Source organism: Stenotrophomonas sp. 28608_Sma, assembly GCF_056486185.1.
Genome location: NZ_CM151308.1, coordinates 3,583,780 through 3,598,454, shown reverse-complemented (window position 1 = coordinate 3,598,454; position 14,675 = coordinate 3,583,780). Strand labels below are relative to the sequence as shown.

The following is a 14,675-nucleotide window of genomic DNA, read 5'->3' as shown; positions in this document are numbered from 1 at the left end:
CAAGGTCAGGTCCCACCAGCGGAGGGTAGAGTCGACGGTTAGTCGACTATCGCGCGCAGCGCGGGGTTTTGCGCCGCCGGAACGAAGAGCAGTCGACCAACAGTCGACTCTACCCCGCCGCTCCACTGCCGGTTGGTCTGGTGGCTACGTTGGCACCAGCTCGATGCAGTCCACCGGGCACGGTGGAATGCACAGCTCGCAACCGGTGCACAGATCGGCAATGACCGTGTGCATGTACTTGGCGCCACCGACGATGGCATCCACCGGGCAGGCCTGGATGCACTTGGTGCAGCCGATGCAGTCGGCTTCCACGATCAATGCCACCTGCGGCGCCTTGTGCTCGCCGCGCGAACGATCAAACGGAATGGCGGGTACGTCCAGTACCTGCGCCAGTGCGCGCGCGCCAGCGTCGCCGCCCGGCGGGCAGCGGTCCACGCCTGCCTCGCCGCGCGCCATGGCCTGCGCGTACGGGCGGCAGCCGTCGTAGCCGCATTGCCCGCATTGGGTCTGCGGCAGCAGGCGGTCGAGGCGTTCGGTCAGGGGAGGAATCAGGCTCATGCGTGGCGAAGGCTGCGCGTTGGGGTTACTTCAAGGGTTTGCCACGGAACCAGCGCTCGTGGGCCAGCGCCAGCATCGGCTTGTCCTCGGAACTGTCACCGTAGGCATGGATGCGCACGTAGCGTGACAGATCGAACTGGCGGCGGATGTGCTCGACCTTGCGCGGGCCACAGTCGCCACCGGCATAGCGACCTGTGAGACGGCCGTCCTGGCTCTCCAGCCGGTTGCAGATCAACTGCAGGTCCAGCTGTTCGCACCACGGCCGCAGGTACAGGTCCAGCGAGCCGGACACGATCACCACGGTGTGCTGCTGTTCCTTGTGCCAGCGGATCTGCTCCAGCATTTCCGGGCGCACCACGTCGGGCAGGAACTCACGCGAGAAGCCGGCGGCCAGCGTGGCGATGTCATCGCTGTGGCGGTCGCTGAAGGTCAAACGGGTGACGTGCGCGCGGATGCGCTCGGCCGAGATCAGTTTCAGCTTGTATGCGGCCAGCCACGGGCCGACTTTCCACCACGCCTGCGCCAGCTGTTCGGCCGTGGCCACGCGGCGCAGGAATCGGCCATAGGTATCGCAGGTGGTCACGGTGTGGTCGAAGTCGAACAGCGCCAGTTCCATTCCGTTGCCTCCCATCGCGTTGCCCCGAGGCCGGTGCTGCCGGCGGGCGTGGCCGCAACCACGCCCGCTGCGGGCATCAGCGGACCGGCATGCCCGGCTGCGCGCCGCCGTCGGCGTCCAGCAGCGCCAGCGCGCCGCCGTCGAAACCGGCCGACAGGATCATGCCTTCGCTCAGGCCGAAGCGCATCTTGCGCGGGGCCAGGTTGGCGATGAACACCACACTGCGGCCGACCAGCTTCTCCGGCTCGCCGTAGCTGGCGCGGATGCCGGAGAAGATCTGGCGCTTGCCCAGCTCGCCGGCGTCCAGTTCGAAGCGCAGCAGCTTGTCAGAACCTTCCACGAACTCGCAGACCAGCACCTTGCCGATGCGCAGGTCGAGCTTGGCGAAATCGTCGATGCCGATGTAGGCCGGAGCATCGGTACCCTTGGCTTCGTCCTTGGCCGGTGCCGGTGCCGGTGCGGCCGGCTTGGCGGCGTCGGTCTTGGCGGCGGGGGCGGCAGCGGCGGCTGGCTGCAGGGTGTCCTTGGAGGCGTCGATCATGGCGTCAATCTTCTTCGGGTCGATACGGGTGAACAGCGGGGTGTACTCGGTGATGCGATGGCCCAGCAGCGGCTGCGCCAGTTCGGTCCAGTCGGTCACCGGCGCGGCCAGGAAGGCCTCGGCCTGCGCAGCGGTGGCCGGCAGCACCGGCTTCAAGGCGGTGACCAGCACGCGGAACAGGTTCAGGCCCTGGCTGCACACGGCCTGCAGCTGCGCGTCGGCGCCATCCTGCTTGGCGATCACCCACGGCTTGACGTCGTCGATGTAGCGGTTGGCTTCGTCGGCCAGGGTCATGGTCAGGCGGATCGCCGCGGCCGGATCGTTGCGCTCGTAGGCTTCACGGATCGGCGCCAGGCCGTCGACGAAGCGCTGGTACTGCGCCGCATCGGGCAGCTGTGCGGCCAACTGGCCGTCGAAACGCTTGCTGATGAAGCCGGCGCAGCGGCTGGCCAGGTTGACGAACTTGCCGACCAGGTCGGCGTTGACGCGGGCGATGAAGTCACCCAGGTTCAGGTCGAGATCGTCGACGCCACCGCCGGACTTGGCGGCGTAGTAGTAGCGCAGCGCTTCCGGCTCCAGGCCGGCGTCGAGGAAGGTACGCGCCATCACGAAGGTGCCGCGCGATTTGCTCATCTTGGCGCCGTCTACGGTCAGGTAGCCGTTGACGTGCAGGCGGGTTGGCGCGCGGTGGCCGGTGCCATGCAGCACCGCCGGCCAGAACAGGCCGTGGAAGTTGACGATGTCCTTGCCGATGAAGTGGTGCAGCTCGGTGGCGGTGCCGGCGCGCAGATGCGCTTCGAAGTCTTCGCCGAGCTTGCCGCACAGGGTCTGGAAGCTGGACAGGTAGCCGATCGGCGCATCCAGCCAGACGTAGAAGTACTTGCCCGGCTGGCCCGGAATCTGGAAACCGAAGTACGGTGCGTCGCGCGAGATGTCCCACGCGCGCAGGCCACCTTCGGCATTGAGCCACTCACCCAGCTTGGCCTTCACGCCCGGCAGGGCGACATCGCCGGCCAGCCATTCGCGCAGGAATGCATCGAAGTGGCCCACCTCGAAGAAGAAGTGCTCCGAATCGCGCATTTCCGGCGTGGCACCGGAGATGACCGAACGCGGCTCCTTCAGGTCGGTCGGCGCATAGGTGGCGCCGCAGACTTCGCAGTTGTCGCCGTACTGGTCGGGGCTGCCGCAGTTCGGGCAGATGCCCTTGACGTAGCGGTCGGGCAGGAACATGCCCTTGGCCGGGTCGTAGAACTGCGCCACCGAGCGGCGGCTGATGTGGCCGGCCGCTTCCAGCTTCAGGTAGAACTGCTCGGTCAGCGCCTTGTTGGCCGCCGAATTGGTCGAGTCGTAGTGATCGAAGGCCACGCCGAAGGCGGCGAAGTCACGTTCGTGACTGGCCTGGATGTTGGCGATGAAGGTTTCCGGGGTGACCCCGGCCTTCTCTGCGGCCAGCATGATCGGCGTGCCGTGGGTGTCGTCGGCGCAGACGAACCAGGCCTTGCCGCCACTCATTCGCCGCGCACGCACCCAGATGTCGGCCTGGATGTAGCCGACCAGGTGGCCCAGATGCAGCGGGCCGTTGGCGTAGGGCAGGGCGGTGGTGACGAGCGCGGTACGGGTCATGGTCGCGGGGTGAAGCCGAGGGGAACCGCAGAGTATCGCATGCCCGCAACGACGTGACCCGGCCGAAGCCGGGTCACGGGGATGAAGCGGGGCCTGGGGGCTTATTCGCGCTGCCAGGTCTGCGCGCGGCAGATGAAGGCAATGCAGCCGGACACGTCCAGCTTGGTGCCGCCGGGCTGCAGTTCCATCTTCGACTTGTAGGTCTTGCCGTTGGCCGGGTCGAGGATGGTGCCGCCGGACCACTTGTTGGCGCCGTCGGCCTTCAGGTTCCAGAGAATGGTCATGCCCTTCACCGGCTTGTTCTTGTTGGCGCCTTCACAGCCGTCGCAGACCGGGTTCGGGCCCTTGTCCGAGTGCAGGATGTCGACCACCTTGCCGGTCAGCGTGCCGTTGGCGGCCTGGCTGATCTCGACGATCGACTTCACCTTGCCGGTTTTGTCGTCGATGGTCTTCCAGCGGCCGGCGGCGCCGTCGGCGGCCTGTGCCGACAGGGCGGCCAGGCACAGCGGCAGTGCCAGCAGCAGGGTCTTGAAGGTCTTGCGCATGGTCCCCTCCCAGGGTTCATTCCGGCACGATGCCGGTACGGGTCGACTGTATACCCATTCGGCGGGGTATGGGGAAGGGGGGGCTTTGCAGGGCTGCGCCCTGCACCTGCGGGGGCAACAGCAACTGCAACAGCAACAGCGGGCTATCCGTGGGATGGCGGGGTGGGTCCGGTTGCGGGGGGCGCTGCAAGTCCCCCTCCGGGGCCCGGCCCAGCCGCTGGCGGCTGTGCGTTCGGGCGCTTGCGAAGCAATGCTTCGCAAGCAAAGCGCCCTCACCCATGTAAGCTCGGTCGCCGCATCCATGCGGCTCACGCCCCCGCAACCGGACCCACCCCGCCTTCGACAGGTCTCCGCGATCTGTTGGAATGCCAGGGCCTACTCTTGGTGGGTGTCGACCTTGGTCGACACGTAGATCCACGCCATGCGTGGATGGGCCTCCGCGATTGAAAATCGCTCACGCGATCTCGTACAACTCCAGTGGAAGGTCGTCGGGGTCGGCGAAGAAGGTGAAGCGTCGGCCGGTGTATTCGTCCACGCGGATCGGTTCGCAGGCGACACCATGCGCGGCCAGGCGCTGGATGAAGGGTTCCAGTGCAGCCACCCGGAACGCGAGGTGGCGCAGACCCTGGGCCTCCGGGCGGCTGGGACGGGGCGGCGGCGAGGGGAAGGAGAACAGTTCCAGCTGGCCGCCGTCGGGCAGGGCCAGATCGAGCTTCCAGGAATCGCGTGCGGCGCGGTGGTTCTCGGCCAGCACGCGCAGGCCGAGGATGCGCACGTAGAAGTCCTTCGAGCGTGCGTAGTCGCTGCAGATCAGTGCGGCGTGGTGGATGCCCAGCAGGGCGTCGGAACCGGGGGTCATTGCAGGGTGTCCAGCCAGCGCTGGGCGATCTTCAGCGCCAGCGGATAGGGTTCGGGGTCGTTGCGGTTGGTCAGCACGATCACAGTCAGGTGCTTCTCCGGGTGGCGCACGATCACGTTGCGGAAGCCGATGCTCTCGCCGCTGTGCCATTGCACCGGACCATTCAGCCGCCAGCCGAAGCCGTAGTGCGGCACATCCGGTTCGGGCGTCGATGTCGCGGGGCTGAACATCGCCCGGCGCGAGGCCTTCGACAGCAGGCGGTCGTCGTACAGCGCGGCATCCCAGCGGGCGAGATTGTCCAGCGAGGAGTAGATTCCGCCGTCTCCCAGTACGGCGCTGGTAGTGCTCTGGTCGGTGCGCTGCCAGCGGCCATCGATCCGGCTGTAGCCATAGGCGCGTGCGGCGACCGTGTCCTCGCCGTCCTGGTGGGCCACGGTATGCGCCATGCCCAGCGGGCGGAAGATGCGCTGCTGCAGAAAGCTCGCGAAATCCTGGCCGGAGGCGCGGCCGACGATCATTGCCAGCAGTGCATAGCCGCTGTTGCTGTAGCGGTACTGCGTGCCGGGTGCGAAATTCAGGCGGTCCTCGTGCGACAGCAGGGTCAGCACGTCGGCGTCATGCACCTGCCGAGGGTCAGCCGGGTCCATCAGGTCTTCGTAGTCGAGCAGGCCACCGGTGTGCGAGAGCAGTTGGCGGATCGTGATGGCCGCTGCAGCCGGCGGCAACTCGGGCAGCCACTGCCGGGCCGGCTGGTCGAGCCCAAGCCGGCCATCCTCCACCAGCAGCAGTACCGCCGCAGCGGTGAACTGCTTGCTGACCGAGGCCAGCCGGAAGTTGCTGGCTGCGGTGATCGTGGTGCCGTCCTCCAGCACCGCCAGGCCGTAGCCGCGGCGGAACACCGGTTGCCCGTCATGCAGCACCAGCACAGCGGCGCCGGGCACCTCGCCGTCGTAGGCCTGCATCAGGCCGTCGATGCCCGCATCCGGTGGGGTCAGCACCGGTGCGGCGGAGGTGGCCAGCGGCAGCAGGCCCAGCACGGCGGCGAACAGGGCGACGGCAGGGCGCATGGCGGCTCCGGAGGGGTCAGGGTGAAGGCGCGGGCGTGGCGCTGGCCGGCTGGGCCATCCAGCGCTCCATCTTGCGGTCCAGCACGTCCAGCGGCATCGAGCCATCCTTCAGCAGTTCGGCGTGGAAGCGGCGCAGGTCGAAGGCGGCACCCTGGCGTGCCTTGGCCTTGTCGCGCAGGGCGACAATGGTGGTCAGGCCGGCCACGTTGGACAGCGCCTGGCCGGGCTGGGCCATGATCCGCTCGACTTCGGCGTTGGCGTCGTCACTGCTCATGTCCACGGTCTTCTGCAGGTAGGCCACGGCCTGCTGCTTGCTCCAGCCCTGGGCGTTCACGCCGGTGTCGGCCACCACGCGGGCAGCGCGCAGCAGGCGCGAATACAGGTAGCCGATGCGATCGTAGGGATCGGTGTAGATGCCCAGGTTCTCACCCAGTGTTTCGGCATACAGGCCCCAGCCTTCGACGAAGGCGAGATCGCCACCCAGGCGGCGGAAGCGCGGCAGCTTGGCCAGCTCCTGCTGCAGGCCCAGTTGCACGTGGTGGCCGGGGATCGCTTCATGCAGGTACTGCACCGGCACGTTCCAGCGCTTGCGGCTGGCCAGGTCGCGGGTGTTCACGTACAGCACGCCCGGTTGCCCGGCCGCAGACGGCTGGTAGGCCGCTGCTGCGGCGGTCAGTGCACGCTCCGGTTCCACCGCGCGCACGTCCAGCGTGGACTTGGGCAGGGTGTCCAGTACCTGCGGCAGGCGTGCGTTGACCTGCTGCTGCACCTGGCGATAGCGGTTGATCAACGCATTGGCGTCGCCGTACTGGAACTGGCGGTCGTTACGCATGCTGCGCAGCAGCTTGGCCGGCGTGCCGCGCAGCTTGGCGTCCTTCATCACCGTGGCGATCTGCGCCTGCAGTTCCTGCACGCGCTGTTCGCCCAGCGCGTGCAGCTGCGCGGCGGTCTGGTCGCTGGCCGTGGTCTGCACGATCAGGTTGGCGTACCAGGCCTGGCCATCGGGCAGTGCGCCCAGGCCGCTGCTGGTGCGCGAGGCGGGCAGGTATTCGGTGGCGATGAAACCGCGCAGGGCACGATAGGCCGGCATGATGCGCAGTTCGATCATGCGCTTGTATTCGGCGCTGATGCGGGCCTTGTCCTCGGCCGCGATGGTGTTCGGCATGGTGCGGATCGGCGACCAGAAGATGCTCTCTTCGGCGGTCGGCTTGATCACTGCATCCAGCTGCGGCAGCACTTTTTCCATCAGGTCGCGTGGCTGCACCACGCCGGCCTTCATGCCCTGGCGCATGTTGTCGATGGCCTGGTCGAACAGCTCGGGAATGCCGAGCGAACGGCGCGACCAGGTGTCGTAGTCCTGCACGGTGTTGAACGGCTGCGCGCCGGCACCTGCACCGAGGATCGCCATGATGCTGCCGACGTTGTAGTACTGGCTGATCGGCATCATCCAGCTCGGGTAGCGCTCGGCGGCCAGCGAAGCGCGCGCGTCGCGCACGAAGATCTCGTAGCTGAGCAGGTCCTGGCCCTGCAGGCCGTCGCTGCCGAGTTTCTCGACCTTGCCCAGCCACTCGGTGGTGAAGTCGTGCGATTGCTGGCGCCACGCGGCGGACAGGATGTTGGGCAGCTGGTCGTTGTAGCGGGCCTCGCCCTGGAAGGTTGCCTGCAGCGGATTCAACCGCATCGAGGCATCCCAGTATTCGTCATACAGGCGCTCCAGCTGCACCTGCTTGGGTACGGCGCGGGCCGGTGCGACCGGACGCGGCGTGGCGCGGCGCGCCGAACTGCCACGGGCCGGCGCGGTAGCGCGGGCAGGCCGGGCCTTGGGCTTGGCGGCCTGGCGGGTCTGCGCAGCGGCAGGGCGGCTGGCCTTCTTTTTCGCTGCTTCGGCCGACGGCACGGCGCTGAACAGGAACAACGCGGCGATGGCGGCGGCCAGGGCGCGGGTGGGATGCGGCATCAGGAGCTTCCGTGGAACACAGACCGTGGAGCTTGCACGATCCGGCCGCGTACGGCCAGCGTGAAGGCGCAGTCAGCTTTTTGTTGCTGGGGCTTCAGTCAGCCGCAGCGGCGGCGCGCAACGATGCGGCTCGCTCGGCACCCAGATAGCGGGTGATGGCACGCCGCATCAGGTACAGCAACGGAATCAGGGCGATCGCAAAGCCCATCTTGTAGATGTAGTTGACGCTGCTGACCGCCAGGAACAGCGAGGTCGGCCAGTGTTGCGGGCCCAGCACGAAGGCGATCCAGATCACCACGAAGCTGTCCACCACCTGCGAGATCGCGGTGGACCCGGTCGCACGCAGCCACACGTGGCGCTCGCCGGTGGCCTGGCGGATGCGATGGAACACCGCCACGTCGATCAGCTGGCCGAGCAGGAAGGCCACCAGCGAACCGGCGATGGTCCACATGCCCTGGCCGAACACCGCTGCGAATGCCGCCTGGTAGTCCGGCACGCCGTGGCCATCCATCGACGTGACCCACCAACTGGCCGGCGCCAGCGAAATGGCCGCGAAGGCGAACAGGAAGCCGTAGCCGATCAGCACCACCGCCAGCCACGAGATGAAGCGCACGCCGCGCTTGCCGAAGAACTCGTTGATGGTGTCGGTCATGATGAACACCACCGGCCACAACAGGGTGCCGGCGGTGAAGCTGAGCGAGCCGGTCTGGCCGAACAGGTTCCAGTTCAGCGGAGCGATGCCCAGGGTGTCTTCCAGCGCGAAGATCTTCACCCCGATCAGCTCGGCCAGCACCGCATTGCCGCAGAAGAACGCGGCCAGCACGATGAACAGCAGGACCGCGCGGTCCTGCAGCGGGCGCTCGATCGGCGCCGGGGTCATTCGGTGCGTTCGCCGGTGCGTTCGCCGGCACGGGTGAACGGCACGCTGGACGGCGCCACGGCACCGCCGGAAATGATGAAGCTCATGGCCTGGTCGACGGTCCAGTCGGTCGGCGTCAGCAGTTCCACCGGCACGATTTCCAGGTAGCCCGAGGTCGGGTTCGGCGTGGTTGGCACATACACCGCGGCCAGCTCACGGTCGGTGCCGTGTTCCTTGATCACACGGGTGACCAGGCCGACCGATTTCATGTCGCGGTGCGGGAAGTCGATCAGCACCACGCGCTGGGTGCTGCCCGGCTCGGTCTGCAGCATGTCCAGCAGCTTCTTGGCGCTGTCGTAGATGATGCTGGCCAGCGGAATGCGCTTGATGACCGCGCCCACCCAGCGCAGCAGGCGTTGGCCGAGCACGCGGCGGCTGGCCACGCCCACCGCCAGGATCACCAGCAGGGTGGCCAGCAGGGCGATGGTGTCCTGGATCCATTCGGCGCGGACCCAACCGAGGTAGTGCGGGAAGCTTGTCGCGATCTGCTCGGACAGCGGTACCACCAAGGGGCTGGAAATGCCCGACAGCAGCACGAACACGAACTTGACCACGACCCAGGTCAGCCAGATCGGCAGCAGGGTGAGCAGGCCGGTCAGGAACAGGCGCTGCAGGGAGGGGCGGGGGACCAGGGCGGGGGCTTCGAGCGACATGCGCGCATTGTAGCGGTCACTGCCGGTCGATTACGCTGGGGAATCGACTGTGGCAACGGCACATGGAAGGGAAGCTGTGTTGAAGATTCTGCGCGGACTGGGCTGGACCCTGGCAGGCCTGCTGGTGCTGGCCATCGTGGTGTGGTGCGCTTCGCGCATGTGGCCGGTGCCCGAATCGCGGCTGCAGGCGCAGCAGCGACTGGAAGCACGCCTGCCGGCGACTGGCCACAACGGTTATGCCCTGTTGTGGACGCTGCCGTTCGACGATCTGGATGCCCGCCAGCGCGAGCAGGCGTTGGCCGAGGACGTGCGCCGTTGGGAGGCCGACCTGCGGGGCAGCAGCGGCGGCCAGACACACCTGGTGGCCAACCATGCCGAGCTGCGCTCGCGGCCCGGTGCCAGTTGCGGGCCGGCCGCCAGCGGCTGCCTCGCCCAGGTCCGCGCGGACCCGCAACGCTTCGTGGAGGCCCATGCTGGGCACCAGCAGTTGCATGCGCGGCTGGATCAGCTGGCCGAAGCGGACTACTTCATGTCGCCGTTCCCGCCGAAGGGCGAGGGCGTTCTGGTTCCGTTGCCGGGCTATGGCGTGGTGATGGACGCCACCAGTGCACGCGCGCTGGCGTACGTGCAGGGCGATATCGACGGTGCCCTGCGAGGTGCCTGCCGTGGCTTGCAACTGGGCCGGCGGCTGTTGCCCGGCAGCAGCTATCTGGTCGAGAGCATCATCGGTGCCAGCCTGGTGCAGGCCAATGCCCAGCTGCTGGCCGACATGCTGGTCGAACTGCCGGCCGACCACCCCTTGCCGGCGGAGTGCGAACAGGCCATGCAGCCGCTGCGGGCCGAGGAACAGAGCCTGTGCCGTGCCATGCAGGGTGAGTACGCGATGAGCCGGGCGGCGATCGAGTCCTCGGCCCAGGAATTTGGTGGCGTCCTGGTGCTGGATCGCAGCAGCACCCTGGCCCGCGTGGCCGGCAATCTTGGCTGGGCCTGTGGCGCGGCAGCCACATCGGCGCTGGAAGCGGATCGCCCGTTGCCAGTGCCGGCGCCACCGCAGCATGACTTCGGCTGCCTGTCGAATGTCATGGGCTGCGTGCTGACCGATATCGCCGCGCCGATCTATCCTGCCTATTCGTCACGGCCACAGGATGCCGCGGCGATGGTGCGGCTGCTGGGGGCGCAGCGTTGGCTGCGGCAGCAGACGGATGATCCGGTGGACGCACTGCAGCGGCTGCCGGTGGCGTTCCGCTCGCCGGTGCGGGCGCCGCAGCTGTCGGCCGACGGCCGCCACCTGCAGGTGCCGCGTCGCTCTCCAGCGCGCAGCGCTGAAGAGAACCCGTGGCTGTCAGTGCCGTTGCAGAAGGAATCGGCTTCGACTGCTGCGGGACGCGACTGAAGCGCGCTCAGCGTGCGTGTGGCTTCAACCGCAGGTAGACCTGCTTGCGCACCTGGGCGACCACCTCGCCGCTTTCATCGACGACATCATTGCTGAACCATCGCAGCACTTTGTCACCAGCGGCGGCTTCGGCGCGCAGTTCGTCCAGCAGTGCGTCGTCGATGCGGAACGAGGTACGCACGGTACCGCGGCCGGGCTTGAGGAAATCGATGGCACCGGCGCGGTCCCACACGTAGTAGTCACGGCCAAGGATATGCAGCAGGCCGAGCATCCAGAACGGATCGGTCATCGCGAACAGGCTGCCGCCGAAGTGGGTACCGACATAGTTCCGGTTCCAGGGCCGCAATCGCAGTTCGACATCGATCTGCCGGTAGTCGGGAGTGATGCGGGTGACGTGGATGCCGGTGAACAGGAACGGCGGCCAGAGGTTGATGCCGAAGCGGAACAGGCGGGCGTTCATGCGGGTCCGGGGCGCAGGGCGAGGTGTCCAGTCTAACCATTCGCATGCGTATGTTGCACCCCGGGCGGCGAGGGTCACGCCTCGCCGTCGATGACATACCCGTCGCGCCCATTGGCCTTGGCCTGGTACAACGCGGTGTCGGCGCCTTCGACGAAATGGTGTGGTTGCAGATCGCCGTCAGGCACGCGGGTGAACACGCCGATGGTGAGGGTGACGGCACCGTCGCTGGCATCGCCGGGCGCCGGCAGTGCACGCACGCAGGCGATCAGGTCCTCGATGACCTGGCGCGCGCCCTCGGCCGGGGTATCGGGCAGCACCAGTGCGAACTCGTCGCCACCGTAGCGCGCGGCCATGTCGCGTGGGCGTCGCGCATGCGCACCGATCAGGCGTGCAACATCGCGCAGCACGCGGTCGCCGACCTGATGGCCGTGGCGGTCGTTGTGGCGCTTGAAATGGTCAACGTCGATCAGTGCGAGGCTCAAGGACTTGCCACTGCGTCGCGCGGCATCGCATTCCTGTTGCAGCGACTGTTCGAAACGCAGGCGATTGCCGAGACCGGTCAGCGCATCGCGGTTGGCCAGGCGGTGCCAGGCCGAGACGCGCCAGGTCGCCCAGGCCAGCAGCACCAGCAGGATGCCCAGCATGGCGCTGGCCGGTGCCCACCACAGGTCACCGGCGCGCAATAGCAACCAGCTCAGCAGCGGTGGAAGCGGCAGCGAGCACAGCGCCGCGAGCCATGGCAGGCGCAGGCCGAGCAGGATCACGCACAGTGCCACCAGGACGCCACTGATGGCGTGCTGCCATAGGCGGGGCAGCAGGTCGATCTGCTTGTGCTGCAGCAGCATCGAAGCGATGTTGGCCTGGTACTCGCTGCCGCTCATCCAGAACTCGCGGGTGGTCGGGGTCAGCAGCCGCGGTGCGATGCCGCTGGCGGTCATGCCCACCACGATGCGGCGGCCGTGCAGCATCGCCATGTCCACGTGACCATCCAGCACATCGGCATAGGACACCTGCGGCAGGCGTTCGGGCGGTCCGGCATAACGCACCCGCACGTAGTCGTTGCGCCGCCATTGATAGGGCGAACCGATCTCCGGGTCGGGGTCGGGCAGGCCGTGCACCGCGCCCGCGGGCAGGTCGGCCAGCGCCAGGCCCAGTGCTGGCCAGTGGGCCTGGCCGATGCCGGCACGCAGGTACACGCCGCGCGCGACACCATCGCCATCCACTTCCACATCGGTGTGGCCGATCGCTGCGGCACTGGCCGCGATCTGCGGAATCGGCAGCATTTCCTCGGCCATGCGGTCGCCGGCGGCCGGTGCCGCGAGTACCGGCAGCACCACCCGGCCGTTCCGGCGTATCGCGGCGGCCAGTTCATCGTCCTGGTGGCTGTCGCGACGATCAGGTTCGGACAGCATCAGGTCCAGTGCGACGCGCTCGGCACCGGCATCGGTCAGCCGGTCGAGCAGGCGGGCATGGATCGAGCGAGGCCAGGGCCATTGGCCGATGCGCTGCAGGCTGCCCTCGTCGATGGCCACAATCAGCACGCTGGGGTCGGGGCGGTAGTCCCAGTTGCCGACCATGGCGTCGTAGGCCGCTTCGTCCTGTCGCCACAGCCACTGGCCCTGGCTGGCGATCACCGTCAGCACCCCGGCCAGCAGTGCCAGCAGGATCCGCTTCGGCCACGGCAGCGGCGAGCGCCTCATAACAACAGCAACAGCAGCAGGGCGCCACCACCGGCGCCGTAGCACAGGCGGCAGGGCAGCTTGATCTGCTGGGCCGGTGAGTACTCACCCGCATGACCATCGTCGTCGATGTACTGCACACGCACATGCAGGGTGCCGCTCCACGGCCGCTTGAAGCTGACCTGCGGCTCGCTCACGGTCTGGTCGACCAGGGGCGCCCTGAAGTCGCCACGACGGTCCACCTGCACCCGGTACTGCTGACCTTCGCTGCCGGCCTGCCAGCGCAGGGTCAGTTCGCCATGCGCGGCTTCCGGCGGCTGCAGCGCCGGATCAACCGGTTCATTGCTCAGCTGCAGCGGCAGCGCCTGGCCGTAGCGGCCCTGGTGGCCGTTGCCATCGCGCGAGGCCACGCGCCAGAAGTACTGGCCCGGCGGCAGTGGCTGCGCCAGGCGCAGGTCGGTGCCTGGGGTGCTCTGTTCCTGCAGTGGCTGCACGAAGCTCGGCTCGGCGGCGATCTGCAGCACGCTGCTGCGCGCGCCGGGCGCCTGGCTCCAACGGAAGCGCGGGCGGTCGCTGTTGACGGTCTGCCCATGCAGGGGGGCCACGGTGAGCGGCGGCGGGGGCTGGTCGCTGAGTTCGAAATCGGCGCTGGCGTCGAGGCCTTCCACGCCCTGCGCATCCACCGCGCGCAACAGGATGCGCAACTGGCCGGGGGGCAGGTCACCGATCGCCAGCCGGGTGTCGGCAGTGGTGGCGGCAAACAGCAGGATTTCCGGCGTCGCTGCCTGTACCACTTCCACGCGGTAGCGCGCGGCGCCGTCGACGGGGTCCCAGGCAAGCAGGGTCGGCAGGGGCGCCAGGCGCACCTCGTCGCTACGCAGCTGCGGCGCTGGAAGAAGGGCGGAGACAGCGTCCGGTGCGGCATCGGCGCTGCTGCTGCGGCTGGCCTGTCCAGGCTGGACCAGGCGCTTGCCGTGGGTGTTGCCGACCTGCACCTTGCCCTGTAGTACTTCGGTGGCAGCCACCTGGCCGGTGTCACCGGCGCTGACCCGGAAGACGGTGCCGCGCACGCTGCTGGTCGCCGTAGGTGCATCGATGATGTAGCGCGAGGCCGGGCCACGGGCAGGTGTCACCCGATTGCTGGCGCGGCCCTGCTGCAGGCGCAGGCGGGTATCGACCATGCCGGTGTGGCCGTAGCGGCTGAGCTGGTCCAGGCGCAGCCGGGAGTACTCGCGCAGCTGCAGGCGCGAGGCGTCAGCGAATTCAAGCGTGACGCTGGAGTCGCCTTCGGTCTGCACGGTGTCACCGATGCGAAGTTGTTCCCCGGCGAGTATCGCGCGCGAGGCGCTGCCATCGGCACCTGACAGTTCGACCTTGCCGCGCACCGACAGCACGCGGGCAGGTGCCGGTTCGATGCGCAGCCAGCTGATCGGGAAGCGCAGCAGCTGCCCCGGCGGCAGCTGGTAGGGGTTGTCGATGCGGTTGTGCTGTTGCAGCTGCTGCCAGCGCACCGAGGGCTTGAGGTACAGGCCTCCCAGATCCCACAGGGTATCGCCGGGACGGACCCGGTAGTTCCAGTCCTGGGCGGCGGCCATGGCCGGCAGGAAGAGAAGAGCGCAGAGCAGCGCGCCCTGGAAGCGCATGGCGAACGACAGCGAGCGGACGAAGGTCACAGTTTGCAATCCCGGCAATGCGGGGGCGCAGCTGCAAGACCCCATGGCCCCGACCTCATCCCCCCGAACGGATCGTGGCGACCGTACGGCCGCCATCCCGCGCATTATTGCCCGCGTTCAGTGCAGGGATTC

The 14,675-nt window shown here is 68.0% G+C and carries 13 protein-coding genes; 1 reads left to right on the top strand and 12 read right to left on the bottom strand.

Annotated elements, in window-relative coordinates; genetic code table 11:
* Window positions 1–144: 144 nt before the first annotated feature.
* The 9 genes from rnfB to ACZLHH_RS17020 all read right to left on the bottom strand — a co-directional run bounded on the left by rnfB (window position 145) and on the right by ACZLHH_RS17020 (window position 9,338).
* Window positions 145–558: an Rnf electron transport complex subunit RnfB gene (gene rnfB, locus ACZLHH_RS17060; RefSeq protein WP_080291848.1), complete on the bottom strand. Its 414-nt coding sequence runs from the start codon at window positions 556–558 to the stop codon at window positions 145–147.
* A 25-nt stretch (window positions 559–583) separates the two neighbouring features.
* The gene (locus ACZLHH_RS17055; protein WP_049421042.1) at window positions 584–1,174 is read right to left on the bottom strand and encodes an HAD family hydrolase; all 591 of its coding nucleotides are present in this window, start codon (window positions 1,172–1,174) and stop codon (window positions 584–586) included.
* Between the two features lie 76 nt (window positions 1,175–1,250).
* A complete protein-coding gene (metG, locus tag ACZLHH_RS17050) occupies window positions 1,251–3,338 on the bottom strand; it encodes a methionine--tRNA ligase (RefSeq protein WP_180844937.1) in 2,088 nt (695 codons plus the stop codon).
* Window positions 3,339–3,439: 101 nt separating this feature from the next.
* Window positions 3,440–3,883, bottom strand: a complete 444-nt coding sequence (locus tag ACZLHH_RS17045; protein WP_071228702.1) for a DUF2147 domain-containing protein — start codon at window positions 3,881–3,883, stop codon at window positions 3,440–3,442.
* A gap of 454 nt (window positions 3,884–4,337) precedes the next feature.
* Window positions 4,338–4,742, bottom strand: coding sequence for an SMU1112c/YaeR family gloxylase I-like metalloprotein (gene gloA2 / locus ACZLHH_RS17040; protein WP_005410551.1), 405 nt, complete (start codon window positions 4,740–4,742; stop codon window positions 4,338–4,340).
* Entirely contained in the window at window positions 4,739–5,809 is a 1,071-nt protein-coding gene (locus ACZLHH_RS17035; RefSeq protein ID WP_180844938.1) for a serine hydrolase domain-containing protein, read from the bottom strand. Before ACZLHH_RS17035 ends, gloA2 begins: the two co-directional genes overlap by 4 nt.
* Before the next feature lie 16 nt (window positions 5,810–5,825).
* The gene (locus ACZLHH_RS17030) at window positions 5,826–7,766 is read right to left on the bottom strand and encodes a DUF885 domain-containing protein (RefSeq protein ID WP_049421047.1); all 1,941 of its coding nucleotides are present in this window, start codon (window positions 7,764–7,766) and stop codon (window positions 5,826–5,828) included.
* A 94-nt stretch (window positions 7,767–7,860) separates the two neighbouring features.
* The gene (locus ACZLHH_RS17025) at window positions 7,861–8,646 is read right to left on the bottom strand and encodes a queuosine precursor transporter (protein ID WP_049437362.1); all 786 of its coding nucleotides are present in this window, start codon (window positions 8,644–8,646) and stop codon (window positions 7,861–7,863) included.
* Complete coding sequence (locus ACZLHH_RS17020) at window positions 8,643–9,338, bottom strand: DUF502 domain-containing protein (protein WP_005414135.1); 696 nt, start codon at window positions 9,336–9,338, stop codon at window positions 8,643–8,645. Before ACZLHH_RS17020 ends, ACZLHH_RS17025 begins: the two co-directional genes overlap by 4 nt.
* 76 nt (window positions 9,339–9,414) lie before the next feature.
* On the opposite strand from ACZLHH_RS17020, the gene ACZLHH_RS17015 reads away from it, so the two are divergent.
* The gene (locus tag ACZLHH_RS17015) at window positions 9,415–10,731 is read left to right on the top strand and encodes a hypothetical protein (RefSeq protein ID WP_197573217.1); all 1,317 of its coding nucleotides are present in this window, start codon (window positions 9,415–9,417) and stop codon (window positions 10,729–10,731) included.
* A 7-nt stretch (window positions 10,732–10,738) separates the two neighbouring features.
* On the opposite strand, the gene ACZLHH_RS17010 is transcribed toward ACZLHH_RS17015, so the two are convergent.
* From ACZLHH_RS17010 to ACZLHH_RS17000, 3 genes are all read right to left on the bottom strand, one after another.
* Window positions 10,739–11,191: a DUF4442 domain-containing protein gene (locus ACZLHH_RS17010; protein ID WP_153855788.1), complete on the bottom strand. Its 453-nt coding sequence runs from the start codon at window positions 11,189–11,191 to the stop codon at window positions 10,739–10,741.
* Between the two features lie 74 nt (window positions 11,192–11,265).
* Entirely contained in the window at window positions 11,266–12,891 is a 1,626-nt protein-coding gene (locus ACZLHH_RS17005; protein ID WP_180844940.1) for a CHASE2 domain-containing protein, read from the bottom strand.
* The gene (locus tag ACZLHH_RS17000; protein WP_180844941.1) at window positions 12,888–14,588 is read right to left on the bottom strand and encodes a FecR family protein; all 1,701 of its coding nucleotides are present in this window, start codon (window positions 14,586–14,588) and stop codon (window positions 12,888–12,890) included. Before ACZLHH_RS17000 ends, ACZLHH_RS17005 begins: the two co-directional genes overlap by 4 nt.
* Window positions 14,589–14,675 lie beyond the last annotated feature (87 nt).